27 protein-coding genes, 1 tRNA gene and 1 pseudogene are annotated in these 23,859 nt (G+C 56.2%); 16 read left to right on the top strand and 13 right to left on the bottom strand.

All coding sequences use genetic code 11. From position 1 onward, the window contains the following. The first annotated feature begins 129 nt into the window (after positions 1-129). The 4 genes from AC6I8P_RS13475 (at position 130) to AC6I8P_RS13490 (ending at position 2,357) form a co-directional block, all read left to right on the top strand. The gene (locus AC6I8P_RS13475) at positions 130-1,290 is read left to right on the top strand and encodes a diguanylate phosphodiesterase (protein WP_282954286.1); all 1,161 of its coding nucleotides are present in this window, start codon (positions 130-132) and stop codon (positions 1,288-1,290) included. Between the two features lie 66 nt (positions 1,291-1,356). After that, on the top strand, positions 1,357-1,638 hold the full coding sequence (locus AC6I8P_RS13480; protein WP_021508608.1) for a hypothetical protein: 282 nt from the start codon (positions 1,357-1,359) through the stop codon (positions 1,636-1,638). A 180-nt stretch (positions 1,639-1,818) separates the two neighbouring features. Beyond that, positions 1,819-2,079 carry a hypothetical protein gene (locus AC6I8P_RS13485; RefSeq protein WP_021508609.1) on the top strand — a complete coding sequence of 87 codons (261 nt, stop codon included), beginning with the start codon at positions 1,819-1,821 and terminating at the stop codon, positions 2,077-2,079. Between the two features lie 80 nt (positions 2,080-2,159). Continuing rightward, on the top strand, positions 2,160-2,357 hold the full coding sequence (locus tag AC6I8P_RS13490; protein WP_058781240.1) for a hypothetical protein: 198 nt from the start codon (positions 2,160-2,162) through the stop codon (positions 2,355-2,357). A gap of 32 nt (positions 2,358-2,389) precedes the next feature. On the opposite strand, the gene AC6I8P_RS13495 is transcribed toward AC6I8P_RS13490, so the two are convergent. From AC6I8P_RS13495 to ycgZ, 3 genes are all read right to left on the bottom strand, one after another. After that, on the bottom strand, positions 2,390-2,656 hold the full coding sequence (locus AC6I8P_RS13495; protein ID WP_136545627.1) for a biofilm development regulator YmgB/AriR family protein: 267 nt from the start codon (positions 2,654-2,656) through the stop codon (positions 2,390-2,392). Between the two features lie 133 nt (positions 2,657-2,789). Next, a complete protein-coding gene (locus AC6I8P_RS13500) occupies positions 2,790-3,059 on the bottom strand; it encodes a hypothetical protein (protein WP_136545626.1) in 270 nt (89 codons plus the stop codon). 99 nt (positions 3,060-3,158) lie between these two features. Next, positions 3,159-3,401: a regulatory protein YcgZ gene (gene ycgZ, locus AC6I8P_RS13505; protein WP_021508613.1), complete on the bottom strand. Its 243-nt coding sequence runs from the start codon at positions 3,399-3,401 to the stop codon at positions 3,159-3,161. Positions 3,402-3,713: 312 nt separating this feature from the next. Here ycgZ and AC6I8P_RS13510 point away from each other — a divergent pair, with 312 nt between their 5' ends. Beyond that, the gene (locus AC6I8P_RS13510) at positions 3,714-3,953 is read left to right on the top strand and encodes a biofilm development regulator YmgB/AriR family protein (protein ID WP_058775260.1); all 240 of its coding nucleotides are present in this window, start codon (positions 3,714-3,716) and stop codon (positions 3,951-3,953) included. Positions 3,954-4,174: 221 nt separating this feature from the next. On the opposite strand, the gene AC6I8P_RS13515 is transcribed toward AC6I8P_RS13510, so the two are convergent. After that, entirely contained in the window at positions 4,175-4,435 is a 261-nt protein-coding gene (locus AC6I8P_RS13515; RefSeq protein ID WP_031279895.1) for a hypothetical protein, read from the bottom strand. 67 nt (positions 4,436-4,502) lie between these two features. Here AC6I8P_RS13515 and AC6I8P_RS13520 point away from each other — a divergent pair, with 67 nt between their 5' ends. Continuing rightward, positions 4,503-4,643, top strand: a complete 141-nt coding sequence (locus AC6I8P_RS13520) for a hypothetical protein (RefSeq protein WP_168926247.1) — start codon at positions 4,503-4,505, stop codon at positions 4,641-4,643. On the opposite strand, the gene AC6I8P_RS13525 is transcribed toward AC6I8P_RS13520, so the two are convergent. Continuing rightward, entirely contained in the window at positions 4,635-6,098 is a 1,464-nt protein-coding gene (locus AC6I8P_RS13525) for a sugar porter family MFS transporter (RefSeq protein WP_081316057.1), read from the bottom strand. The genes AC6I8P_RS13520 and AC6I8P_RS13525 overlap by 9 nt on opposite strands. 343 nt (positions 6,099-6,441) lie before the next feature. Between AC6I8P_RS13525 and AC6I8P_RS13530 the strand changes: the two genes are divergently transcribed. Then, a complete protein-coding gene (locus AC6I8P_RS13530) occupies positions 6,442-7,017 on the top strand; it encodes a TetR/AcrR family transcriptional regulator (protein WP_193751868.1) in 576 nt (191 codons plus the stop codon). 23 nt (positions 7,018-7,040) lie between these two features. Here the strand turns inward: AC6I8P_RS13530 and AC6I8P_RS13535 are convergent, their stop codons facing one another. Next, positions 7,041-7,781, bottom strand: a complete 741-nt coding sequence (locus tag AC6I8P_RS13535; RefSeq protein ID WP_498030668.1) for a BPL-N domain-containing protein — start codon at positions 7,779-7,781, stop codon at positions 7,041-7,043. Positions 7,782-8,020: 239 nt separating this feature from the next. Next, complete coding sequence (locus AC6I8P_RS13540) at positions 8,021-8,476, bottom strand: MarR family winged helix-turn-helix transcriptional regulator (protein WP_058769416.1); 456 nt, start codon at positions 8,474-8,476, stop codon at positions 8,021-8,023. Positions 8,477-8,553: 77 nt separating this feature from the next. On the opposite strand from AC6I8P_RS13540, the gene AC6I8P_RS13545 reads away from it, so the two are divergent. Both AC6I8P_RS13545 and AC6I8P_RS13550 read left to right on the top strand, forming a co-directional pair. Continuing rightward, positions 8,554-9,633 carry an FAD-dependent oxidoreductase gene (locus AC6I8P_RS13545; protein WP_498030669.1) on the top strand — a complete coding sequence of 360 codons (1,080 nt, stop codon included), beginning with the start codon at positions 8,554-8,556 and terminating at the stop codon, positions 9,631-9,633. A 390-nt stretch (positions 9,634-10,023) separates the two neighbouring features. After that, positions 10,024-13,257 carry an autotransporter domain-containing protein gene (locus AC6I8P_RS13550; protein ID WP_498030670.1) on the top strand — a complete coding sequence of 1,078 codons (3,234 nt, stop codon included), beginning with the start codon at positions 10,024-10,026 and terminating at the stop codon, positions 13,255-13,257. Between the two features lie 260 nt (positions 13,258-13,517). On the opposite strand, the gene AC6I8P_RS13555 is transcribed toward AC6I8P_RS13550, so the two are convergent. The 3 genes from AC6I8P_RS13555 to AC6I8P_RS13565 all read right to left on the bottom strand — a co-directional run bounded on the left by AC6I8P_RS13555 (position 13,518) and on the right by AC6I8P_RS13565 (position 16,221). Next, positions 13,518-13,739 (bottom strand): hypothetical protein, encoded by a 222-nt coding sequence (locus AC6I8P_RS13555; protein ID WP_136545622.1) that lies wholly within the window; start codon positions 13,737-13,739, stop codon positions 13,518-13,520. A gap of 150 nt (positions 13,740-13,889) precedes the next feature. Next, complete coding sequence (locus AC6I8P_RS13560) at positions 13,890-14,315, bottom strand: cell envelope integrity TolA C-terminal domain-containing protein (protein ID WP_278427544.1); 426 nt, start codon at positions 14,313-14,315, stop codon at positions 13,890-13,892. A 361-nt stretch (positions 14,316-14,676) separates the two neighbouring features. Further along, positions 14,677-16,221: a methyl-accepting chemotaxis protein gene (locus AC6I8P_RS13565; RefSeq protein WP_481657778.1), complete on the bottom strand. Its 1,545-nt coding sequence runs from the start codon at positions 16,219-16,221 to the stop codon at positions 14,677-14,679. Between the two features lie 826 nt (positions 16,222-17,047). On the opposite strand from AC6I8P_RS13565, the pseudogene AC6I8P_RS13570 reads away from it, so the two are divergent. Next, positions 17,048-17,169 (top strand): annotated as a pseudogene (locus AC6I8P_RS13570) (integrase); the annotation flags it as partial. Positions 17,170-17,205: 36 nt separating this feature from the next. Here AC6I8P_RS13570 and AC6I8P_RS13575 read toward each other — a convergent pair. Further along, positions 17,206-17,282 (bottom strand) — tRNA-Arg (locus AC6I8P_RS13575). 95 nt (positions 17,283-17,377) lie between these two features. Beyond that, entirely contained in the window at positions 17,378-17,881 is a 504-nt protein-coding gene (locus AC6I8P_RS13580) for a DUF1198 family protein (RefSeq protein WP_152391275.1), read from the bottom strand. A gap of 175 nt (positions 17,882-18,056) precedes the next feature. Here AC6I8P_RS13580 and folD point away from each other — a divergent pair, with 175 nt between their 5' ends. Beyond that, positions 18,057-18,923 carry a bifunctional methylenetetrahydrofolate dehydrogenase/methenyltetrahydrofolate cyclohydrolase FolD gene (gene folD, locus AC6I8P_RS13585; protein ID WP_058757932.1) on the top strand — a complete coding sequence of 289 codons (867 nt, stop codon included), beginning with the start codon at positions 18,057-18,059 and terminating at the stop codon, positions 18,921-18,923. Then, positions 18,923-19,135 (top strand): ribosome-associated protein YbcJ, encoded by a 213-nt coding sequence (gene ybcJ, locus AC6I8P_RS13590; protein ID WP_010618497.1) that lies wholly within the window; start codon positions 18,923-18,925, stop codon positions 19,133-19,135. The genes folD and ybcJ overlap by 1 nt, the downstream gene beginning before the upstream one ends. Before the next feature lie 82 nt (positions 19,136-19,217). Here the strand turns inward: ybcJ and cysS are convergent, their stop codons facing one another. After that, positions 19,218-20,603: a cysteine--tRNA ligase gene (gene cysS / locus AC6I8P_RS13595; RefSeq protein ID WP_282995909.1), complete on the bottom strand. Its 1,386-nt coding sequence runs from the start codon at positions 20,601-20,603 to the stop codon at positions 19,218-19,220. Between the two features lie 218 nt (positions 20,604-20,821). On the opposite strand from cysS, the gene ppiB reads away from it, so the two are divergent. From ppiB to purK, 4 genes are all read left to right on the top strand, one after another. Beyond that, positions 20,822-21,316, top strand: a complete 495-nt coding sequence (gene ppiB, locus AC6I8P_RS13600; protein WP_021508631.1) for a peptidylprolyl isomerase B — start codon at positions 20,822-20,824, stop codon at positions 21,314-21,316. Continuing rightward, positions 21,316-22,032, top strand: coding sequence for a UDP-2,3-diacylglucosamine diphosphatase (locus AC6I8P_RS13605; RefSeq protein WP_262264317.1), 717 nt, complete (start codon positions 21,316-21,318; stop codon positions 22,030-22,032). The genes ppiB and AC6I8P_RS13605 overlap by 1 nt, the downstream gene beginning before the upstream one ends. A gap of 133 nt (positions 22,033-22,165) precedes the next feature. Next, complete coding sequence (gene purE / locus AC6I8P_RS13610; RefSeq protein WP_058769411.1) at positions 22,166-22,675, top strand: 5-(carboxyamino)imidazole ribonucleotide mutase; 510 nt, start codon at positions 22,166-22,168, stop codon at positions 22,673-22,675. Then, positions 22,672-23,736: a 5-(carboxyamino)imidazole ribonucleotide synthase gene (purK, locus tag AC6I8P_RS13615; protein WP_211726328.1), complete on the top strand. Its 1,065-nt coding sequence runs from the start codon at positions 22,672-22,674 to the stop codon at positions 23,734-23,736. Before purE ends, purK begins: the two co-directional genes overlap by 4 nt. The last annotated feature ends 123 nt before the right edge of the window (positions 23,737-23,859 follow it).

Raw genomic sequence — 23,859 nt, forward strand, 5'->3', positions numbered from 1 at the left:
CCTTTGAATCCCGCTCAACCCTTTTACCGGACTCAGTCAGCCGCCAGGCTGCACTCAGCCCGGACGTTTCACAATTTAACCCATGCTGCTAAGGTGTCAGAGGACAATCGCGACAATCTGGAGCGTATAATGCTTACAACAATAATTTATCGCAGCCACATCTCTGAAGATGTTCCCGTCAATATCCTGCCGGAGATGGTGGCAAAAGCGAGTCTGCTCAATGCTGAGCATCATGTTACCGGCATCCTGCTGTTTAACGGCACGCACTTTTTTCAAATCCTGGAAGGGCCGGAGCAAGGCGTTCTGGCAATCTACGCCCGCATCTGTGCCGACCGGCGTCATCACAATGTGGTCGAGCTGATGCGCGACTATTCTCCTTCGCGGCGTTTCGGTAATGCCGGCATGGAGCTGTTCGATTTGCGTAATCACCACAGCGGCAGTGTGCTGCAGGCGGTGCTTGATCGCGGCACGTCGAAATATCAGCTGACCTATGACGATCGCGGGCTACAGTTCCTCAGAACCTTTGTCGAAGCGCGTGAAAAAGAGAACTACTTTGAAGTGCCGCCAGCTGATTTCTGGGAGTTCATCCCCGCGGAAGGGCAATCTCCCGCGCCGGCCAGTGGCGTCACTTTCCGCCCTGTGGTTGATCCCCTTGGCCGTGAAGTGACGGCCATTGAGGCGATTCCGCACGCGCAACCCGCCGGACTCGGGGAACATGAGCGTTACACTCATGACCTCAACGTGGTGACAGACGCACTGCATAAAGCCGGCCAGGCCTGTCCCGATGGCATGACGCTGTATATCAGTATCCTGCCGATGACGCTGGTTTATCTTCCCGATGCGGTAAGTCAGCTGGTCAGCGCCATCGCGCAGGCGGAGCTGGTGCCGCAGCAAATCATTCTTGGCGTGAGCGAAACGGAAGTCATCTCCCGGCTCGAAGACTTTTCCACGGCGGTGAGACAGCTGAAAGAGGCTGGCATCAGCCTTTCCATTGATAACTTCGGCGACGGCTCGGCCGGTCTCTCTTTACTGGCGCACGTCCAGCCTGACCGGGTACGTATCGGCGCGAATATTGTTCGTGATATTCACCGTAGCGGCCCGAAGCAGGCGGTGATGCAGGCGGTCATCCGCTGTTGTTCGGCGCTGGAAATCAACGTCATTGCGGCCGGCATTGAGCGTCCCGAAGAGTGGATGTGGCTGGAGGCGGCCGGGATCATCGATTTCCAGGGCAGCCTGTTTACGCCTGAGGGCGGCGCCGTGGCATGGCCTGAGAGCCGCGAGGCGATCTGAAAGCGGTTAAGCCTGACGACGCAGAACCTCTGAAGAGATAAAACGTCAGGCTCACAGGAGAAGACAATGCTGAGCGATGCCCGACTGCAGTTTATATCCAGCCATCCGGAGGAGAACGAACCGGAGGCAGTCTCCATGGCGCGTGAGTTACTTCGGTACCGCAGTGCGCTGGCGCAGCCATGGGCAGTGGTGGAGGGACTGGGTGTGAAGTACGTGGAGGACGGTAACGGGGCGATGATCTGGCCGGCGCGTTACTGCGAACGCGGCGACACCTTACTTTATCGTCTGGATCAGGCGGCTTCAGAAGTCAGCGGGCGCGCTGAAGCTGCGGAACCCGTCAGAAAGTAGCGTCGTGATGGCCAGCGCGAACGCAAATGCCATCCTCTTTGCAACGCCGGCAACTCAATATGCTAATCATTGCGCCGATAACCTGCGTCCGGCATCTTTTAGCGGAGTTTGATGTGCTCAATGTGTCCGGGTGAGATTCCTGTGTTAAGCTCGTTGCCCTAACCGCAGCCGGACAGACTGATGAAAAACAATTTTGACGATAAAATGGCGGATATCATCATCGGAGAAGCCGTAACGGCGTTACTCGATGATAACGTCGCCATAAGCTGGGCGGCCCTTAACGACAGGCTGCAGGCGATGCTTGACCGCGAAACAGACAGTGACCGCATTCGTGCTGTGCTGCGTGTCATTGAGGACGTCAGACGGGAAATGGAGATGAGTGCGGTGAAGAAAGAGGCGTTCACTGCCGGGCATTTCTCTTTTTCCGGCAAGCTGCACTGATCGCTGCCTGACAATCTGCCGCGCCTGACGCTGTGGTTTCTGCTATACTGTATGCTTATCCACCAACGGATGGAGGTCATTTGAGCGATGACACTACCGCCGAAGATATCTACGCCGTTATTGGAACGGTTGTGGCGCGCCTTCTTAAGCCGGACCAGCACCTGACACTTCAGGACATTACCCATGCACTGCATCAGCTTGGCGAAACGGCAAGCGAAGATGAATTGCGGCAGGCCTGTTTAAACGCCATCAGTATGCTTGTGAAGCAGATGCACTAAGCTTAATCTACTGCTCCGGCTTACTAACCTTTTCAGAACCCTTCATCATCCGGCGTTCTGCCGACCACGATTTCAAGCACGTTGCGCAGTACATCCAGTTTGACAATATCGGTGGTCATCTCAAGCTCTGCGATGAGATACAGGATGATGGTTTTGCTCGTCACTTTTTGGCCATGGATGACGATGTCGCGAATCACGGCATCCAGTGCCGCGGCTTCGGCTGCATAGCGCTCACCGCCGCTGCGAAAATGGTGAATAAGGGCCGCTTCCGCGCTGAATGGGTGTTCGTTGGTTTGCATGTGTCGTTATCCATAAACCGGGCGTTGCTGACAGCCCGGTGGTCGCCAAAAAATCGGCCATCCTGAGATGGCCATGTTATGCCGGGCGTCCTGCCACACTCCGGTTAATCACGAGATCGTACCGTCCCTGTCATTAATGCTTTTTACCAGCCCTGGGTTGTGGCATCCCGCCCAGAGCAGCCATCGGCTTTTCACGATTTTCCCGGGCTGCTGACTGCATCTGCAGCTCCCTGATGGCGATCCTGATCGCCTCCAGACGGTCGGGATTAAATTCCTCTGCGGCCATTGACCGGAGTCGGGCTGAAACGGTCGCCACATTGATTCGTTCATTATTATCGAGCAGCCTGACCACCGCCTCGCCCAGAACGATTTCGGTTAAACGTTCAATTTGACTTCTCTGCATGCCCACCCCCTGCGGGACTGTGCCCTTTCGGACAAGTGGCTAACCCTTCCCGGGTCATAAAGCGCATGCTGCAGGTACCACCGATTATCCCTTTTCGTATCAGCGTTCAAACAGCATGCCAATCAGCGTCTGGTAATGACGCTCTTCTTCATAATTTGCCGCGACCTCAAGCCGTCTCAGCAGTTTGGTGCAGATCGCCTTACGGTTGAGGTTTTTTCCTGCGCGCAGGATCTCAACGACAATCTGCCCCAGCGTTTCCTGCTGAGTAGGTGCTGTCGCTCTGCTGAAATAGCGGGCAATCTCACTGGCGCTGTCTGGAAATTTTGCAACATTCTGACGCATGATGATCCCCTCAGATGATTAAAATAACGTCGCTTCTCTCTGTGCGTAAACTTATACAAAGAAATAAAACTTGTACAGCAATACTGTTTCTGTATTAGCTACATTCTTGTGCAAAAAATGCTAACACATTAATCTCAGGGGCTTACGTGCTGAAATAACCGGCATGATGGCTGGGCTCAGCGGCAGGAAAAACGGTATCGGTTTGGACAACCCGCTGATTTCCTGACACGGGGAGAGGATTGTTGCTGTACAGACGATATCGTATCGGTTACTTTGCGCCCTACAAGATGATCGTGTGCTGCAGGTGGACAAATGAGAAACAACGGGCTGCCGCCTTGTCACAATACCGGACTAGCCGGTTACTTCAGTCAGGTCACCGATCCCCGCCAGATTGCGCTACTGGGACGCATCACCGTTGAAATTTTGCGTCAGGAACGTCGGCTGACGCGCACCGCGATCTGTCTCAAGCTTATCGGGCACATCAATGACACGGACGATGACATCGAAGCGGAACAGGCACGTTCCCTGCTGGCGATGCTGTTTGGTCGCTGATCGTTTGATTCATCCGCTCACCTTCAGCGCGTTGCACATCCGTCGCTAAAGCCCGCATCCGTTGCCACATGCCGCGTTGCCGAAAATCGTTAATACGAGGTTTGATGGTGGTGAAGACGTCATCCCTGACAGTTTTCTCCGGCCGGTACACGCTAACGCGCGTCCGATGAGGTCATCTACGTTGTCGTCTTCCGGCCAGAGCCGGACTACGTCTTATGGCGTCAGTTCTTCTCGTCGTTCAGGCCTGCAAGCGTCTGCAGGTACGGCACATGGATCGCGGCCTGCTCCGGCTCATCAAAGCTTCTGAGCCAGCCGATCGCCTCTGAAATCGCGGACAGGCGTGTGTCGCTGCCGCCAGCGCGTTTCATGTGTCTGAGCTCGTCGATAAGCGTATTAACGCTGATCTTCTTTTTGCCCAAAGCCAGGCTTAGTGCCGCTTCGCCAATAATGACGTGCCCTTTCCCGTCGTGTTGAATAGACAAATTTACTTCCTCCATTTCACGTTGATGAGAACCTCACGTCACACTGTAGACCCTATTGAGCGAACCGGTGCAGGCAAGTTCTGAAATGAAGCCTGTAACAGGATTTATTTTAGCGAGCATGAAAAATGCCGCGGCGGGTGCCGCGACAAAGGTTTCTGTCGGCAGGCGCTGGCGCAACCTGCCGCAGCATGACGACGATTCAGCCTGATGACGCGGCTTGATCCGCTGGTTCACCAAAATGCTCGCGCATGTGGGATTCAATTTCTTCCAGTGATTTCCCCCGGGTTTCCGGCAACATCACGGCAATAAACACCAGGGAAGCCACGTTGATTGCGGCAAAGATAAAGAACGCCTTATTACCCACCAGCGACAGCAAAGGCGGAAACGCCAGCGCCACCACGGCGTTGCATATCCACTGAAACGCTACCGCTGAACCGGTTAATACCCCGCGAACTTTCATCGGAAACAACTCCGACATCAGCAGCCAGTAAACCGGGGAAATGCACATCTGCATAAAGAACAGGAACACCAGAATACACGCCAGCGCCAGCAGGCTTTGCGTCAGGCTTTGTGGCATGAGAACCAGCACCGCCCCCAGCGCCAGCTGCATCGCAATCACCACCGACAGCCCGGTCATCAGCATCGGGCGCCGGCCGAAATGACTGATGGCTTTAATGCCGGCAAAGGTGGCCAGTACCGATACCACCCCGTTGCCGATGGTAGCCGCAATCGAAGCACTGGTGCCCAGCCCGGTACTTTTCAGAATGACTGGCGTGTAATACATGAAGGCGTTGACGCCGGTAAACTGCGCGACAATGCCCATGCCGCAGCCCAGCAGCAGCAGACGCACAATCCATTTCTCTTTTAACAGTTCGCGCGCGGGTGGCCCCTGACGGGCTTCACGGGCATTCTGCCGCATCTCTGCCATCTCTTTTTTAATCTCGCGCGGATTTTCCCGCAGTTTGCGCAGGATACGCAGCGCCTCATTAAAGCGTCCTTCCGCCACCATCCAGTGCGGTGAAGCCGGGACAAAAAAGGTGCCAATAAACAGCAGAATGCCGGGGATCATCGCCAGCGACAGCATATAGCGCCACATGCCCGGATCGTGCAGTAACAAACTCATGGCGGCGCTGACGACATAAGCCAGCAGTTGCCCTGACACAATCATCAGTTCGTTGCGGCTGACCAGCGGTGCCCGGCGCTTAGGCCCGGCAATTTCAGCGATAAAGACCGGAACCGTTGACGATCCGCCGCCCACCGCGAAACCCAGAATAAAGCGCATCACCACCATGATTTCCAGATTCGGCGCAACCGTGGTGCCTAACGCCCCGGCAATGAACAACAGGGCAAGGCTGCGTAACGTGATACGGCGACCAAAGCGGTCCGAGACATAACCGCTGATGAACGCGCCGAGCGCGGAGCCAAAGGTGAGCGCAGAGGTCACCAGCCCTTCAGTAAATGGCGTGAGATCGAGACCGCCCTGCGCGGCGGGCAGCGTCATGTAGGGCAGCGCGCCGGAAATAATGCCGGTGTCGTAGCCAAACGCCAGCGCGCCCATCGTGGCGACTAACACCACAAAAAACAGGCGTTGCTGAACAGTAAACGTCAGGCTGCCGCTGTCATCGGATTGAGACTGCGAAGGATTTTGCTTGCTATCGTCCATGGGTGATTCAAGACCTGGTCAATGACGGGATAAAAAGGAGGTTTGAGTATAGTCAGAAACGAGAAAGTGTGAGGCTGGTCACGATTTTTGCCGGATGGCAACTGAATAAAAATCCCGCACCGCCCTGACTGCACAGCGCATGTTTGCGCCGCAGCCGCGCTCTCGCATTGCGCTCAAACCCTGGCTGGCCTGCTGCAATCCCGCCCCCGACAGGGGGAGAATTTTCTGCTAAGGTACGCTGGCTGGTTAATGAGAAACACGCTAAGGCGTAACGCAGAAAGGCAGGTCCGGCGACAGGTTGCTGCATTAACGTTCAGGAAAACGGTGTCTTTTAAGGTTGAACGTGAAAAAAGAAACGGTTAAGAAAAATATCATTCTCGCGGCGCTGCAGCTTTTTCGGGAGCGCGGCTTCAACAATGTTTCAACCCGCGATCTGACCAATACGCTGGGCATATCCCGCAGCCATATCTACCACTATTTCAAAAACTGGGATGCGCTGAGGCTGGACTCGATTGCTTTCATGCTGGATGAGGACGTTGCCGCTTTCTCTGTAGAGAGTGAAAAGAGGGATGATTCACAGCATGACGCCTTTTTTCATGCGCTGGTGGATTATCTCCTGCCAGACGGACCGGCTTCTCACTGGTTGATCTACCTCGAGTTGTGGCCGCTGGCGGCAAGGGATACGCAATTTGAGCAGCTGCTGCTCTCCAGCACGCAGACGTGGACAGCGATCATCCGTCAGGGCTTATCCGGCCAGGCATTTGGCCACCTCAGCGAAGCAGGTAAAGACGAGGTGGCGCGTAATCTTCACGCCCTGATTGACGGTTACTCAAGCGCGCTTATTCTTAACTACTCTGCGGATAAGCGGACACATTTTTTTCTTGAGATAATGGCCGCCTTGCAGAAACTTTGTCGCTAGCGGGGATTTTTCCACATAGCCGCTTACCTCCCGGACTTTAAATCATTAATCAGTCTGGCCATCTTGCTGCCGGCTGAGGTGTAGGCCGGATTGTTTTTCTCCGGCGCCATCCAGCTTTCATCCGCTTCCGGATGCGGTCCGCTCAGGAGCACCGTGCCTTTACCGTAAGTATATTTCGCCAGCGCGATATCACCGTTGGCATAGCGCGCCAGAGCGACAAAGCCGTGCGCGTCTTCGGCATTCAGGTAAGGACCATCCTGATAATAAAATTTTTCGGTTTTACCCTGCCAGACAACATCGACAACGTAATCGCCCTCGTCGGGTATGTTAGTCCCCTTGCGCATGACTTCAGAGTCCAGCGATGAGGGGATCAGCCCCAGCCAGTTTTCATCAGCCAGATACGCGCCCATACACAATCCGAGAAAGCTTTTTCCATTGCGCACAAATTTGCGTATGGCCTCAGCCCCTTCGTCGCCCAGCGCAGCAAAGGCGCCGGGGATGTCCTGCCCGCCTCCGGGCTGGATGTACACATCAAAAGTGGCGAGATTATCCTCCGTGACCTTTATTTTTTCCTGCTCTCCGACATACGCGATGTCCAGCGGCAGACCGCTCTGTTCCAGCGATTTACGGACCATTTCGGAGCAGCCCGGACAGCCTGCACCGCCGCGATAGATAGCGACATGGGTGACGGCAGCACTGGCCATATTCGCGGTGGCTAACCCGCCGGCAAGCAGAATGGCAGCATACGTCAGAAGGTTCTTCATCAGATAACGCCAGAAACGGGAGGAGGCTCTCAGTAACATTATTTTCACCATCAGCGGCAGGACCAGGCTCAAAATTAGAGCGACTGCTCAATTTAGGGCCAGCACGAAGAGGCTGTCAACAGCCTGACAGCGCGAAAAATACAAACCCCTGTTTTAATTAGTCTTTCACATGATCCCGTCAACGGCTGCCGCGATTGTGCCGGTTGCAGAAGGAGTGTCTGAACCTGACCGGCCGGGAATTATTCGATAAAACCGCTGGCAGACTGCCGTAACCGCCCGGTGATAGCGATCAACCCTTCGATGTCTTCCGGCGTCAGCAAATCGAGGAAATTTCGCCGCACGCCCGCGGCATGTATCGGCCGCGCTGTAGCAAGCAGCTGGCTCCCTGCCTCTGTCATGCGGACTGAAATCCCTGCGCGAGTCGTGCGGCTGCGCTGTACCAGATCCCGGGCGGCCATACGTGAAAGCTGGTGCGATAGCCGCGACTTGTCCCATTCAAGGTATTCCAGCAACTCTCGCTGCAGCAGTACGCCCTGCGGACTGCGGTTGATTTCCATCAGGATCATGAAATCCGGACCGGACAACCCGGTCGCCTCATTGATCTCTCTGACAATGCGTCCGGTGATGATTTCAGCAAGCCGGCGATATCCGCGCCATGCCTGCCACTCTGCGTCTGAAATCTCTGTGCTGCCCATTATTTATCCCGTCGCGTAGTTGATATGTCAACTTTGTGATTATACAGTATCCACTTTCACATTGGGGAAGAAAAGACATGTCGGACAAACTGACTATCGCTATTGTGGGCGGCGGCCCGGCAGGCCTCACGGCGGCCGTGATTCTTCAGCGCCACGGTTTTAACGTAACGGTGTTTGAGGATGAGCCGGCGGATGCTGCGCGGAGTCAGGGCGGCTCGCTTGATTTGCATGCTGACAGCGGCCAGGCGGCACTGCACAGAGCGGGCCTGCTGGAGCAGTTCATCAACATCGCCAGGCATGAGGATCAGGAAAGCCGGATGCTGAATTACCTTACCGGAGACATTGAGGTCGACAGATTCACGCCGGAAGGTGAAATGGATAAACCGGAAATCGATCGCGGCGAGTTGAAAAACCTGCTGCTGAGCGCCCTGTTACCGCAGACCCTGCAGTGGGATCACAAACTGCATTACGTTGACTATGGCCAGCAAAAAGCGCACGGGCTGGTATTCAGAAACGGCAGGCGCTACGAAGCCGATATCGTGATTGGTGCTGACGGTGCCTGGTCGCGGGTCCGCCGTTACCTGACGCCGGTACGTCCGGTTTATACCGGCATTACCTTTTTCGAAGGCTGGATAGATCACCCGTCCGACCAAATCAACAGCATTGCCGGCAACGGGACCGCGTTCAGCTTTGGCGGTGCGCAGGCGCTGGTCACGCAACGCAACGGCGGCGGGAGGATTTGCGTCTATGCGGCGATGAAGCGCGCCCCTGATGTCATCGATCAACACATAGCCTCCTCCGGCCTCACCGCCTGGGTGCGCGACAGCTACCGCGACTGGGCCGCTTCCCTGCAATTGGTGGTGAACGCCACCGGTGACTATGTCAGACGCCCGATTTACAGCCTGCCCGCCGATTTTGGCTGGGCACCACGGCCGGGCATCACCCTGATTGGCGATGCCGCTCACCTGATGCCGCCGGTTGGCGTAGGGGTCAACCTGGCGATGCTTGATGCTGCCGATCTGGCTCAGGCACTGTGCGAAGCCCCGCACCCGCAGAACGGACTACGCTCTGCGGAGACCCTGATAATGGAACGCGCCCGCGAAATGATGCCTGATGCAATAGCGGGGTTTCAGAACTGGTTCGATGAGAAAGCCTGAGCCGATGTGACAGCATGAGTTCAGACAACGCACTCGCGGATTATTGCCTAACCCGCGTGATAGCCAGTTTTTACTCCCTTAATTACGCTTTTGTCATCGTCGCTTCCCGGTAACATAAAAAACATAAAAATACTAATCATCTCTGGGTAGCGCATGAATGCTTCTTTAACCGCCAGGCGTATTTACGCCTGGCTGATAACGGCTGCTTTTTTTTGGGGGTTCACTCCGTCAGCCTCAGCGTTATCTAACGGCTGTGCTACCGTCAATGCCCTGTCAGGTTCCACCTCTCTGTCCTACAGCGCCAACAGGTATCCTGCCTCGGACTTTACCGCTGGCGACGCGTTGACGCTGAGCTTTACCGACAGCGGTTCTGCTGCGGGCGGCCCTCCTATGAATGCCGACAGTCTGAGCGTAGCCCGTTTTGACCTGAGTAATGCTCAGACTTACAACGCCGCAAATTCAACCACAACCACTTCCCACACCGTGACAATCACCGTGCCGGCCGGCAGTCTGGAGACCAACGGGCTGGCCGTGCGGATTACCACCTCGCATGGACAGCTCAGTAACCTCGTATTTAACTGTACCAGTGCAACATCGTCATCCAGCGATGCCACGCTGTCAGGCCTGTCATTGTCTGCTGGCGCACTGTCACCGTCTTTCAGCGCCGCCACCAGCAATTACAGCGCATCGGTTGCGTTCGATGTTTCGTCGGTGACGGTAACGCCGGTAGTGAATGAAAGCCATGCCACGGTGACAGTCAATGGCTCATCAGTGGCTTCGGGTTCGGCCTCGCAGGCCATCGCGCTGAACGTCGGAAGCAACACTATTTCCGTGGTGGTGAGCGCGCAGGATGGTACCACCCGCGGGTACAGCATCAGCGTGACCCGTGCAGAAGCGCCGCCAGCCTCGGCAAACAGCAGTTCAACCGTTGCGGCCAACAGCACCAATAACACTATTTCGCTGGCGCTCAGCGGTGGGGCGGCGACGTCGGTAACTCTCGTAACGCCTCCGGCACACGGTAGCGCCACGGTTTCAGGTACTGACGTGATGTATACGCCGGCAGCAGGTTATTCCGGCAGCGACAGCTTTGTCTGGCATGCCGCAAATGGGGGTGGAACCTCTGCGGATGCTACCGTAACGCTGAATGTCAGCGCTCCGGCGCTGGCGCTGTCACCGGCATCGGGTGCGCTGTCCGCCGCGACGGCCGGCAACACCTGGTCGCAGACGATCACCGCCTCAGGCGGCACGGCTCCGTATACCTGGAGCAGCACCGCTTTGCCGCCTGGCCTGTCGCTGAACGCATCCGCCGGTACGCTGTCCGGAACGCCCGCAGCGGCAGGAAATTATCACTTCCAGGTCATCGCCACGGACGCCCACGGGGCCAGCGGCTCCGCCAGCTACACACTGACTATCAACGCTGCGGCCCCCTCAGCCAGCAACAGTGCCGCCACGGTCGCCGCCAACAGCAGCAACAATACGCTGCCTCTCAGCCTTTCCAGCGGCGTCGCGACGTCCATCACCATCATTACGCCACCTTCACACGGCAGCATTACCGTAACCGGCACCAGCATAACGTACCAACCTGCTGCAGGATTCTCGGGAAGCGACAGTCTAACTTACACCGCCAGCAACAGTAGCGGAACCTCCAGCAGCGCGCAGGTTTTAATCAGCGTGTCGCAGTCCGTCCTGACGCTTTCGCCACCCGGCGGAACGCTGCAGCCTGCAACCGCTGGCAGTGACTGGACAACAACAGTGACCGCAGCAGGCGGGACGGCCCCCTATTCCTTCAGCGCGCTTAACCTGCCAGCAGGCATCAGCCTGGACAGCCCGACAGGCAAACTCTCTGGCATGCCTGAGGCAGCCGGGAACTATCGCTTTCAGATCACCGCAGCAGACAGCCTGGGTAACCGCGGCACAGCCAGTTATACCCTGGCTGTCACGGTAACCTCGCAGTCAGCCCTGCAGCTACAACCCGCAGGCGGTCAGCTGCTACCGGCTGAAGCAGGAAAAATGTACGCACAGACTTTCAGCGTGACGGGAGGAACCGCGCCCTATCGCTGGCTGTCTGGCGGAACGCTGCCTGCGGGCCTGGCGTTCTCTGATGGACAGCTCAGCGGTGTGCCACAGGCAGCCGGTAATAGCCAGTTCAGTGTTCAGGTTACCGATGCTGCCGGCAGTACCCTGCGGGTTAATTACACGCTGTCGGTGACGGCGGCCGGGCCTCAGGCCACTGATCACAGCGCCACGCTTGTTGCCGGTCAGTCAGTCATGGTGAGCCTGACCAGCGGTGCGACAGGCGGTCCGTTTACCGGTGCGCAGTTGCTTGATCAACCGGAAAGCAGTCTCGGCAAAGCTGAAATACATGCGTCGGGAAGTGAGTTTCAGCTGTTTTTCACCGCAGCCGCACAGGCCAGTGGCAGCGTCGCACTGCGCTATGTGCTGACCAGCCCTGCCGGCACAACGCCGCCGGCCAGCGTGACGTTGACGATTACCGCCCGTCCCAATCCTGCGCAGGACGCAGATGTCATTGGTCTGGTCAGCGCTCAGTATCGTGCCGCGCAGAGTTTCGCTCGCGCGCAGCTACGAAACTTCAGCGACAGGCTGGAACAGTTACACAGCGGCGGCGAGCTCCCTTCGGACATCAACGGCATCCGCTTTTCGCTGCCATCGGCTCAGGCAGAGCATGATGCTGACGAGAAAATGTGGGCAACCGCGTGGCAGCAGAAAGCCTTCAATGATCACCGTCCGGCGCAGCCCTCTCTCCCCGCGCTGCCCTTCTCCACCGACAGGCAGGTACAGCGCCTGTCTTACTGGACAGGCGGCTATGTTGATTTTGGTGGTGATAAAGCCGGCGGCGTGCATTTCAGTCATACCACCGTGGGCGTGTCTACCGGTGCCGACTACCGCTTCACTTCCGCCGTCGCGGCAGGATTAGGTATTGGTTTTGGCCGTGACGTCAGCGACATTGGCGACAGCGGCACGCGGACCAACGGGCGCGCATTCAGCACAGCACTGTATGGCAGCTATCATCCAGGGACGTTCTTCGTGGACGGCCTGCTTGGGCATGGCGTGATGGACTTCGATAGCAAACGCGTCATCACCGGCACTTCCAGTGAAGCTCGCGGCAGCCGTTCCGGACGGCAGATTTTCGCTTCGCTGACCTCAGGCTATGAATTGCGAACCACAGACAGCCTGTTATCACCTTATGGCCGCCTGCAGTATTACCGCACATGGCTTAATGGCTACAGTGAGTCCGGCGCAGGCGCATATAGTCTGGCTTATGCCCCGCAAACGGTTTCTCAGATCATTGGTGGCGCCGGGCTGCGCGGTGAGCATCGGGTAACAAGCGGTCAAATCGCGCTGCGCTTGCAGGGCCGTGTGGAGTATGCGCAGACACTCAGCAACAATGGTATCGCTCGCGTGGGTTATGCTGATACGGGCAACGACACGTGGCGAGTACCGCTGACCGAGCCAAGCCGCCAGACGTTAACGGCAGGCACCGCGGTCGATTTTCTGCTGCCGCACAATATCACGCCCGGAATCGCTTACCAGGGAACGCTGGGGCTTGATGCACAGCGAACCCGCGACCAGATGATTATGATTCGGGTGAATATTGGATTCTGAGTAGAGAGTTGCGGGGTTGGATAACTTACTGATGAGGCAAAGACTCATCACAAAGCAGAAGACACCAGTTGGAAGCTGCAGCTACTCAGTTCCATACACTGTCGATGTAAAGCCCAGCCTCTGACAGCAAAACCTAAAAAGCGTCCTTCGCGACGCTTTTTCATATTTATAAGTCTTATTTCTGGCCAGGGCTAAATCAGACATCGCTCTCAGCCAGTCGCAAAAGATTATCACCCGGCTTTGAATATGCCCGGCGCGGTTTACTGTTGCTGTTGCTTTTGTTCCGCCTCTTTCTGTTTTTTGGCGGCCATGTGGTGGCCCACCGCGCAGCCCGCTGCCGCACCGGCAACGCCATGATGAACCAGATGACCTGCCACGCCGCCAGCGACAGCGCCTTTCAGGCACCCTTTTGCCTCTGCCTGGGCGCTAACGACTAAAAGAAGGCCTGCCGCTGCCAGAGCCGCAATCCACTGTTTTTTCATTGCCGTAAATCTCCATAAAGATACGTGTTATGTCAGTAATGCTGAGCATAGCCTGGCAGCACTGACGGCGTGATATACAGGGGTTAAACGGCAAACTTTGTTACCTATGGTTACGCTTATGCAGCAACGGTCTGATCGGTAGAAAGCCAGTCAGGGCGCAAAACGCACCGGTATCTTTTCTTTCAGATACGCAGGCCGCATGGGAAAGGTGTTGGCATCTATCGCCTGCTTTACCGCATCGATAGCGACGGCGCACAAATCAGCATCTCCGCCCTGCGCAGTGACGTTTGTCGGTGGCTGACCTAAGGGTTGCGTAATGACCAAATCACAGGTCTTACCGTGATATAAATTCGCGTCAAAAAACCGATACTGTATTGCGGTAACGGCCTGACAAAGCCACAGATGGGTATCTTTATTTGCTAATTGCGAGGAGGTTTGCGATTCGCACTCGCTTCTTATCTCGGAAGTGGTTGGAAACCTGAATGACTGCCTTGCTGTTTGTTTAGTATGGGACTGGCAGCCGACTAATAACATGATGGCGATAAGTGAGAGTGTTTTTTTCATCATGGCATCCATGCAGATCATTTATGCATTTATAGCATCCCGGACAGATTGCGGAAACCGCGCCTGCTATCGGGTTGCTTTCGCATTGGCAGCGAATACTCACAACCCAGCAACCGACCGCATTATAGATCTGAGAATAAACAGCGTAACGTCTCAAGCCAATTCGCAGACCCCATCAAAGGTTGCGAAAAAAGGCCAGCGTGTTTTGGCCAGCCTGACATGGCGGGGTAGGTTTCTGTTGAAAGGTCGGGACGGCTGCAGAATAAATTCAGCAAACATCTTTCCGCCCCACCCGACTCAATCCCCAACATGCACGTGATTCATTGGGCGTCCTAAGTCTGATTTCTACTCAGGAACGCTGAGCCCTTTTACGTCAGACACGAAATGTGTCCACCATCCCCCGCAGAGCGTGCGCCTGCTCAGAGAGAGACTGAGACGCCGAAGAGGACTCTTCAACCAGCGCAGCGTTATTCTGCGTGACACCATCCATCTGACTTACCGCAATGCTAACCTGAGAAATGCCCTGCATCTGTTCTGAAGAAGCCAGTGAAATATTATCCATGGCCTCTGCCAGTTCGCCCACCATGCTGACAATCTTCAATATGCTCTGCCCTGTACCTGCTGCCACCTCAACGCCGCTTTCGACCTGCTCAACGGCCTGTTCAATCAGCTGTTTGATGTCGCGAGCAGCATTTGCACTGCGCTGTGCAAGCGTTCTGACTTCACCGGCAACCACGGCAAAACCGCGTCCTTCTTCACCTGCCCGGGCAGCCTCCACGGCTGCGTTGAGCGCCAGAATGTTGGTCTGGAAGGCAATGCTTTCGATCACGGAGGTGATGTCCCTTACCTTTGTCGCGCTCAATGAGATCTCATTCATGGTTTCAGACATACGCTGTACGTCGGCCTCACCTGCGCGTGCCAGCGTTGCCGCATCCCGGGCAGACCCAGCGGTCTGCTGCGCGCCGGCCGTATTACTTTTCACGGTGGCGGTAAGCTGCTCCATACTGGCCGCAGTTTCCTGCAGTGCTGCAGCCTGCTCCTCAGTGCGGGATGACAATTCTGTATTGCCCTGTGATATCTCATCCGCCGCCAGCGCCACTGAAGCAGCAGAGTCTTTTATCTTTGACACCAGACCACGCAGGTTTGCCTGCATGCCATCCAGAGAAGCCATCAGGCTGGTACTGTCATTGTTTCGCAGCGTTACAGGCGTCGTCAAATCGCCAGAAGCAATGGTTGCCGCAAGAGTCTGCGCCTGTACAGGCTCGCCGCCCAGCTGACGCATCAGTACGCGAATGGTCATAACGCACGTTCCCACTGCCAGCAGTGCTGATGCGGCCGCGAGCAACATCAGGATCAGCGATGCCCGGCGTGTCGCCTGACTGTTGGTTTCAACAGCGGACTGCGTATTTTTCATCTGGACCAGCGTCATGTCATTAAGCGCTTTGAGCAAGGTACTCTGCACCGGGCGCGTGACGTTCAGCAGATAGGCAGTGGCTTCCTCAGCACGATTTTCAAGCCCGAGCCGGCCAGCCTGCTTCAGCGACGAAAGTGCAGGCTCCTCAGCTTCAGTAATGCGGCTCATGACTTCCCGCCCCTGCGGTGTTGAATCCTCCTGCATCACCTCAGCCAGAGCCTTACGGCTGGCTATATACTGCGCTTCTTGTTTTTGTACGCGCTCCCATTCAGGCTTCATTGCCTCAGTATCCGTTAAGAGCGCCAGGTTACGAACCGCAATGCCCATATCCCTGATGCTGCCTCGCATATCCAGCACCAGCTGATACTTTTTCATTTTGACGTTGACCGCATCGTCCATGCCTTTGGTCGCACTACTCAGGGCGTTGAGCGCAATGCCGGTACAGATAATAAAAAGCACAATAAGCAGGCCAAAGCCCGTTGCAAGTCGGGTAGATATTTTCATATTAATTCTCGCTGTAAGTAGATGAGAGTGTCAGATATGAATGTGTTATCGGCATTGTGTGACGCAGATTCATCACCCGGAATAGTTAATTTTAAAATTTATTTCGGACCATTTAATCAGATTTATGCTGGCTTCGCATCGCTATATTAGTGACACTTTCATTGGAAAATTAATTTCAGGCTTTTTTAGAGAAATCATTGTTGCGTACAGATAATCAATACTCATCACAAAACCGCCCGCACTAGGAAATTTTTCACCGATATGCTATCGCTGATACCCTTGTCTTTTCCTGGCGAAAGGATTCTTATTTTGCACAAAACAAAAGCAAGTCATTGATTAAATGACAAAATTACAGAGGAACCGTCTTAAATAAACATTCTCCTCGCCAACGCAAAACACCTGTTATCATTCAACCGTAAATTCACTAAACCAGGTCGAAATAAATTGCGCCCAAAATCTCATAAAAAAAAGATTAATTATCATTTAGTATCCCTGCATAAAAGGTGACAGGTTGATATTAACGGCCGTAAGTATTTAGCAGGAATGGCCAGACGCGATCCCGAGTCAGGTGCCATAATTATTTCCAAAACATTTTCAATGAATATCGTCATCCGCGCCTGACTGACAGAGGTTCAGAAACTCTGTCTGACAGGAAACAGCGCATTTATCCTGAATGGTCAGGTTAGCGTATATAATTCCGGTCTAAAAAAGGCAGCGCGCGTTGACTGTCAGCGGGAATAATTCATCAGGGTACTTATACCCCAGTGAGCTGGCGTTTCGCCTTGTCATGTTGTGCTCTGGCATCAGCACAGAGATGGGCGGATGAGAGAGCATCGAAATGGTTCGCAGGTATGCACACCTGACATCTAACCATCTGACAGGCATGCGAGGCAAATTGACGCGATTTTTGGCAGTCGTGTCCCAAATCTGTCCCACAGTGAAATTTAGGTGGCTGAAGGAGGTTGTTAAGTGATTGATTTTATTTGGCACGCCCTACAGGATTCGAACCTGTGACCTACGGCTTAGAAGGCCGGTGCTCTATCCAGCTGAGCTAAGGGCGCATAGAAGATGCGTCGGATTATACGTCGGCACGCTGGCGCGTCAACGTTTTTGCCGCCAACAGACGGCAGAGTGTCGAGGGAATGAACAATTCGCCTTAATGACGCTGACGCCACTCGCTCAGCGAGACCAGATTACTCACCTCCGCGGATTCCCCTTCCAGTTCAATCCCCTGCGGGGTGAAGCGCGCATTATACTGCTCGCATAAGGCATGCAGCTCCTGGCTGTCCGGCTCAAGCTGGCGCAGAAAGCCCAGCGCCAGCAACAGCTGCTGACGTGAAATCAGAGCGGAGAACCCCGCCTTCGTCAGAATGTGATGCCAGCGCTGTGCGTTCCCATCGCTGCCATCAACAATCAGCACCTGCCAGATCAGCAGCACCGCCGCGCCATTATTGAGGTGCGCTTCGTTGTCGCCGCGAATGTAATCGGTGAACTCGTTTGCTGCCTCTTTGCCCATCTGCGCAAGCAGCGATTCAACATGCACTGGCGGCAGCTGCAGCCGCTTGCTGAGCGCCTGCGCGGCGTGGCGCGAACCGGCGGTCAGCAGCTGAAATCCCACAACAAACACTATCGCCAGCGTGGCGAGCATCAACCAAATCATCACGTGTTCCACATCGTTGCCTGGCGGGCATAATACGCGCTAAGCCTGGCGCGCGCCACGGCGAAAAATCGGGAAACCGATGGCGTAAACGAATCTGTGACTGACAGCCGCACGCGCTTCTGACAGAATAGGCGCCATCCCCGATTCAACTCTCTACAGATGGATTTCCTCTCTGATGGCAGCAAAAATTATTGACGGTAAAACGATTGCGCAGCAGGTGCGCCTTGAGGTTGCCGAAAAAGTGCAGCAGCGTCTCGCTGCCGGCAAACGCGCCCCTGGCCTGGCCGTGGTGCTGGTCGGTGAAAACCCGGCATCGCAGATCTATGTCGCTAACAAACGCCGCGCCTGCGAAGAGGTCGGTTTTGTATCGCGCGCTTATAACCTGCCCGCCAGCACCAGCGAAGCCGAGCTGCTGGAGGTGATCGATGAGCTGAACAATGACGACGCTATCGATGGCATTCTGGTGCAGCTGCCGCTGCCGGCCGGGATCGATAATGTCAAAGTGCTGGAGCGCATCACGCCGGATAAAGACGTTGATGGCTTCCATCCTTATAACGTCGGTCGTTTGTGCCAGCGCGCCCCTAAGCTGCGTCCGTGTACGCCACGCGGCATCGTGACACTGCTGGAGCGCTATAACATCGATACTTACGGCCTGAACGCCGTGGTGGTTGGCGCATCGAATATCGTTGGTCGCCCGATGAGCATGGAGCTGCTGCTGGCCGGCTGCACCACCACCGTTACTCACCGTTTTACCAAAGATCTGCGCCATCACGTTGAGCATGCCGACCTGCTGGTAGTGGCGGTCGGTAAGCCGGGCTTTATCCCGGGCGACTGGATTAAACCGGGTGCGATTGTGATTGATGTCGGCATTAACCGGCTGGAAAGCGGCAAAGTGGTCGGCGATGTGGATTTTGCGTCAGCCTCTGAGCGCGCGGCTTACATCACGCCTGTACCGGGCGGCGTTGGCCCGATGACGGTCGCCACGCTGATTGAGAACACGCTGCTGGCGTGCGAGCAATATCACGATGTGGAGCAGGCATAATGGCGAGTTTTTCACTGGGTAAACATGCGCACGTTGATTTGTGCGATCTGCTGAAGCTGGAAGGCTGGGTGGAGAGCGGCGCGCAGGCCAAAGCGGTGATCGACGAAGGCGAAGTGCGTGTCGATGGTGCCATCGAGACGCGTAAGCGCTGCAAGATTTTTCCCGGTCAGACGGTTGAGTTTGCCGGTCAGCGCGTAACGGTTGTGGCCTGATTAGCCAGGTGCGCATGAATGCGCACCCTACACCAGTTAATTGCTGATGATAAAAAGGGCGAACCGCAGTTCGCCTTTTTTGTTATTTACGGCGCCAGCTTGATCCCTGCGGGCCATCTTCCACGATGACGCCCAGCTCGTTCAGCTTGTCACGTGCGATGTCCGCCTGCGCCCAGTCTTTCGAGGCGCGCGCATCGGCGCGGGTTTTCACCCAGTGTTCAATCTCCGCCACTTCATCGGCATTCACCTGTGCGCCACTCTGCAGGAACTGCTCCGGATCCTGCTGCAGAATGCCCAGCACATCGGCCAGCTGACGCAGTTTCGCGGCCAGCGCATCGGCGGCGGCTTTATCTTCACCCTTCAGGCGATTGACTTCACGCGCCATATCGAAGAGCACCGAGTAAGCTTCCGGCGTGTTGAAATCATCGTCCATGGCGGTACGGAAGCGGGCTTCAAACGCCTCACCGCCAGCCGGCGTCGCGCTGGCATCGGTATGGCGCAGCGCGGTGTAAAGGCGCTCCAGCGCCGCGCGTGCCTGATTCAGGTTATCTTCGCCATAGTTAAGCTGGCTGCGATAGTGGCCGGACATCAGGAAGTAGCGCACGGTTTCCGCATCGTAGTGCTGCAACACATCGCGCACGGTAAAGAAGTTGCCGAGCGATTTCGACATCTTTTCCCGGTCAACCATCACCATGCCGGAGTGCATCCAGTAGTTCACGTACGGGCCATCGTGTGCACAGGTCGACTGCGCCACTTCGTTCTCATGGTGCGGGAACATCAGGTCTGAACCGCCGCCGTGGATGTCGAAATGGGTGCCAAGCTGTTTGCAGTTCATCGCCGAGCACTCAATGTGCCAGCCCGGGCGGCCGTTGCCCCACGGTGAGTTCCACGCCGGCTCATCGGCTTTGGACATTTTCCACAGCACAAAGTCCATCGGGTTGCGCTTCACTTCCGCCACTTCCACGCGCGCGCCGGCCTGCAGCTGTTCGAGATCCTGACGCGACAGCGCGCCGTAATCTTTATCACTCAGCACATCAAACATCACGTCGCCGTTATCCGCCACGTAGGCATGGCCGCGATCGATCAGCTTGCCGACCAGTTCGATGATCTCCGCGATGTGGCGCGTGGCGCGCGGCTCGAGATCCGGCGGCAGAATCCCCAGCGCGGAAAAATCTTTGTGCATTTCGGCGATCATCCGGTTGGTCAGCGTTTCGATGCTTTCCCCGTTTTCGTTGGCACGTTTGATGATCTTGTCATCGATGTCGGTGATATTACGCACGTATTTCAGTTTATAGCCCACGTAACGCAGGTAACGCGCGACCACGTCGAATGCCACAAAGGTACGCCCATGGCCGATATGACAGAGGTCGTAAACCGTGATTCCACACACGTACATACCGATTTCACCGGCATGAATGGGTTTAAATTCCTCTTTCTGGCGACTCAGGGTGTTATAGATCTTTAGCATTGAACGATTCCGTTGTTTACGTGTGCGGGATACGCCTTCTTGATGTAGCCGGTTATTGTGCCGTATTTTTCCGACTTGTGCATCGCTCGCTTCGCAACTGCCGTTGCCTTACTGACGCGTTATTGGAAATTGTGATATAAGAGGCGTCTACAAAAATGCCCCGCCGCCTTGCCGGTGCGGCAGTTGATACTGACGACAACCTCCACAGGACGAATATAATGGTCACTTTCCAGACGAACCATGGCGATATCGTAATCAAAACCTTCGATGACAAAGCGCCGGCTACCGTACAGAACTTCCTGGACTACTGCCGTGAAGGTTTCTACGACAACACCATTTTTCACCGCGTGATCAACGGTTTCATGATTCAGGGCGGCGGTTTCGAGCCGGGCATGAAGCAGAAAGCCACCAAAGCAGACATCCGCAACGAAGCCAATAACGGCCTGAAAAACACCAAAGGCACGCTGGCGATGGCGCGTACCCAGGCACCTCACTCGGCTACCGCACAGTTCTTCATCAACGTTGCCGATAACGACTTCCTGAACTTCCGTGACGAAAGCCTGCAGGGCTGGGGTTACTGCGTGTTTGCTGAAGTGGTTGAAGGCATGGACGTGGTCGAAAAAATCAAAGCAGTGAAAACCGGCCGCAGCGGCATGCACCAGGACGTGCCGGTTGATGACGTGATCATCCAGAAAGTGACCGTCAGCGAGTAATGTCGCGCACGCTGTTTATCGCAGATTTACATCTGTGTCAGGAAGAACCGGCAATCACTGCCGGTTTTCTGCATTTTTTGCAGGGGGAAGCGCAGCAGTGTGATGCGCTTTACATCCTTGGCGATCTGTTTGAAGCCTGGATTGGCGATGACGATCCTAATCCGCTGCATCAGCAGATCGCCGACGCCCTGCGTGCCCTGCCGGTGCCAAAATTCTTTATTCACGGCAATCGCGACTTCCTGTTAGGTCAACAGTTCGCCCGCGCCAGCGGCATGACGCTGCTGCCCGAAGAGCAGGTGCTGGAGCGCTATGGTCAGCGCGTGCTGATGATGCATGGCGACACGCTGTGTACTGACGATCACGGTTATCAGCGTTTTCGCGCCAAAGTCCATCAGCGCTGGCTGCAGCGGCTGTTTCTCGCGCTGCCGTTGCGTCTGCGCATGCGCATTGCTGCGCGGATGCGGGCCGACAGCAAGCAGGCCAACCAGCACAAGTCACTGAGCATCATGGACGTCAATCCGCAGGCGGTAGCCGCGGCGATGACGCGCCAGCAGGTGCCGATCCTGATTCACGGCCACACCCATCGTCCGGCGATTCATCAGTTCGAGCTCGCCGGCACGCCTGCGCAACGCGCGGTGCTGGGCGCGTGGCATGAGCGCGGATCAATGATTCAGCTGGACGCACAGGGCGTGCAGTTAATCGAATTTCCTTTCTGAGTTTTTGCGGCGGAAATGCCGGTTTTCCGCCTACGCAACCGTTTTCCTTGCCGCTGTCTCGTGCTATTCTCTGTGCCCTTCTTTACCTGCCCGCCCGGCCAGGTTCGTTTGATTATTCACAGGAGTTGACCGCATGTCATCCAACGCCGCCCCGGCCCGTATCGCCATCGTCATGGGTTCCAAAAGTGACTGGGCTACCATGCAGTTCGCCGAGGAAATCCTTAACAGCCTGGATGTCCCGTTCCACGTTGAAGTGGTCTCTGCGCACCGTACGCCAGATAAGCTGTTCAGCTTCGCAGAGCGCGCAGCCGACAACGGTTTTCAGGTGATCATCGCCGGTGCCGGCGGTGCGGCGCACCTGCCAGGTATGCTGGCGGCGAAAACCCTGCTGCCGGTGCTGGGCGTACCGGTACAGAGCGCAGCGCTGAGCGGCGTGGATAGCCTCTACTCCATCGTGCAGATGCCGCGCGGCATTCCGGTCGGTACGCTGGCCATCGGTAAAGCCGGTGCCGCCAACGCCGCGCTGCTGGCGGCGCAGATCCTGGCGATTCACGATCGCGAACTGGCTGCACGCCTGGCCGCCTGGCGTCAGAGCCAGACCGATGAGGTGCTGAATAATCCGGATCCGCGGGAGGACGCATGAAGCCAGTTTGCGTACTCGGCAACGGTCAGCTGGGCCGCATGCTGCGCCAGGCCGGCGAACCGCTGGGCATCGCCGTGTATCCGGTCGGGCTGGACGCGGAGCCGTCAGCACTGCCGATCGCGCAAAGCGTGATTACGGCGGAAATCGAGCGCTGGCCGGAAACCGCGCTGACGCGCGAGCTGGCTAACCATCCGGCGTTCGTCAACCGCGATATTTTTCCGCGCCTCGCCGATCGCCTGACGCAAAAGCAGCTGCTCGACCAACTCAACCTGGCAACCGCACCGTGGCAGTTGCTGGCTGATAAAAGCGAGTGGCCGGCGGTATTTAGCACGCTGGGCGAGCTGGCGATCGTCAAGCGCCGCACCGGCGGCTACGACGGCCGCGGTCAGTGGCGCCTGCGCGCCGACGAAACCGCAACGCTGCCGGATGAGTGCTACGGCGAGTGCATCGTTGAGCAGGGTATTAACTTCAGCGGTGAAGTCTCGCTGGTGGGCGCGCGCGGGCACGATGGACGCACGGTGTTTTATCCGCTGACGCACAACCTGCATCAGGACGGCATTCTGCGCACCAGCGTTGCCTTCCCGCAGGCTGATGCCGCGCAACAGCAGCAGGCAGAAGCGATGCTGAGCGCGATCATGCATGAGCTGAATTACGTGGGCGTGATGGCGATGGAGTGTTTCGTCACGCCGCAGGGCTTGCTGATCAATGAGCTGGCACCGCGCGTGCACAACAGCGGCCACTGGACGCAGAATGGCGCCTCAATCAGCCAGTTTGAACTGCACCTGCGTGCGGTGCTCGGTCTGCCGCTGCCGCAGCCGGTGGTGTTTGCGCCGTCGGTGATGGTCAACCTGATTGGCACCGACCTAAATACCGACTGGCTGCAGCAGCCGCTGGTGCATCTGCACTGGTACGACAAAGAAGTCCGCGCCGGACGTAAGGTCGGCCACCTGAATCTGACCGACAGCGATCCGGCACGCCTCACCGCCGCACTCAATGCGCTGGTGCCGCTACTGCCTGACGCCTACGCGAGCGGTATTGCGTGGGCCGTGGCGAAGCTGTAGTTCTGCGGTGTTCCCCTCACCCTTGCCCTCTCCCACAGGGAGAGGGGATTATACGGTGCGATCTTTAAGTTTGACGCTCACCTGAACGTTCTGAAGTGCAAAATCACGCATACGGGCTCGATC

The organism is gamma proteobacterium symbiont of Lampromicra miyakona (assembly GCF_059730895.1).

Coding starts and splice junctions, on each gene's coding strand:
- AC6I8P_RS13475 (WP_282954286.1), top strand. CDS start 130: ATGCTTACAACAATAATTTATCGCAGCCACATCTCTGAAGATGTTCCC.
- AC6I8P_RS13480 (WP_021508608.1), top strand. CDS start 1,357: ATGCTGAGCGATGCCCGACTGCAGTTTATATCCAGCCATCCGGAGGAG.
- AC6I8P_RS13485 (WP_021508609.1), top strand. CDS start 1,819: ATGAAAAACAATTTTGACGATAAAATGGCGGATATCATCATCGGAGAA.
- AC6I8P_RS13495 (WP_136545627.1), bottom strand. CDS start 2,656: ATGCAAACCAACGAACACCCATTCAGCGCGGAAGCGGCCCTTATTCAC.
- AC6I8P_RS13500 (WP_136545626.1), bottom strand. CDS start 3,059: ATGCAGAGAAGTCAAATTGAACGTTTAACCGAAATCGTTCTGGGCGAG.
- ycgZ (WP_021508613.1), bottom strand. CDS start 3,401: ATGCGTCAGAATGTTGCAAAATTTCCAGACAGCGCCAGTGAGATTGCC.
- AC6I8P_RS13510 (WP_058775260.1), top strand. CDS start 3,714: ATGAGAAACAACGGGCTGCCGCCTTGTCACAATACCGGACTAGCCGGT.
- AC6I8P_RS13525 (WP_081316057.1), bottom strand. CDS start 6,098: ATGGACGATAGCAAGCAAAATCCTTCGCAGTCTCAATCCGATGACAGC.
- AC6I8P_RS13535 (WP_498030668.1), bottom strand. CDS start 7,781: ATGAAGAACCTTCTGACGTATGCTGCCATTCTGCTTGCCGGCGGGTTA.
- AC6I8P_RS13540 (WP_058769416.1), bottom strand. CDS start 8,476: ATGGGCAGCACAGAGATTTCAGACGCAGAGTGGCAGGCATGGCGCGGA.
- AC6I8P_RS13545 (WP_498030669.1), top strand. CDS start 8,554: ATGTCGGACAAACTGACTATCGCTATTGTGGGCGGCGGCCCGGCAGGC.
- AC6I8P_RS13550 (WP_498030670.1), top strand. CDS start 10,024: ATGAATGCCGACAGTCTGAGCGTAGCCCGTTTTGACCTGAGTAATGCT.
- AC6I8P_RS13555 (WP_136545622.1), bottom strand. CDS start 13,739: ATGAAAAAACAGTGGATTGCGGCTCTGGCAGCGGCAGGCCTTCTTTTA.
- AC6I8P_RS13560 (WP_278427544.1), bottom strand. CDS start 14,315: ATGGATGCCATGATGAAAAAAACACTCTCACTTATCGCCATCATGTTA.
- AC6I8P_RS13565 (WP_481657778.1), bottom strand. CDS start 16,221: ATGAAAATATCTACCCGACTTGCAACGGGCTTTGGCCTGCTTATTGTG.
- AC6I8P_RS13580 (WP_152391275.1), bottom strand. CDS start 17,881: ATGATTTGGTTGATGCTCGCCACGCTGGCGATAGTGTTTGTTGTGGGA.
- folD (WP_058757932.1), top strand. CDS start 18,057: ATGGCAGCAAAAATTATTGACGGTAAAACGATTGCGCAGCAGGTGCGC.
- ybcJ (WP_010618497.1), top strand. CDS start 18,923: ATGGCGAGTTTTTCACTGGGTAAACATGCGCACGTTGATTTGTGCGAT.
- cysS (WP_282995909.1), bottom strand. CDS start 20,603: ATGCTAAAGATCTATAACACCCTGAGTCGCCAGAAAGAGGAATTTAAA.
- ppiB (WP_021508631.1), top strand. CDS start 20,822: ATGGTCACTTTCCAGACGAACCATGGCGATATCGTAATCAAAACCTTC.
- AC6I8P_RS13605 (WP_262264317.1), top strand. CDS start 21,316: ATGTCGCGCACGCTGTTTATCGCAGATTTACATCTGTGTCAGGAAGAA.
- purE (WP_058769411.1), top strand. CDS start 22,166: ATGTCATCCAACGCCGCCCCGGCCCGTATCGCCATCGTCATGGGTTCC.
- purK (WP_211726328.1), top strand. CDS start 22,672: ATGAAGCCAGTTTGCGTACTCGGCAACGGTCAGCTGGGCCGCATGCTG.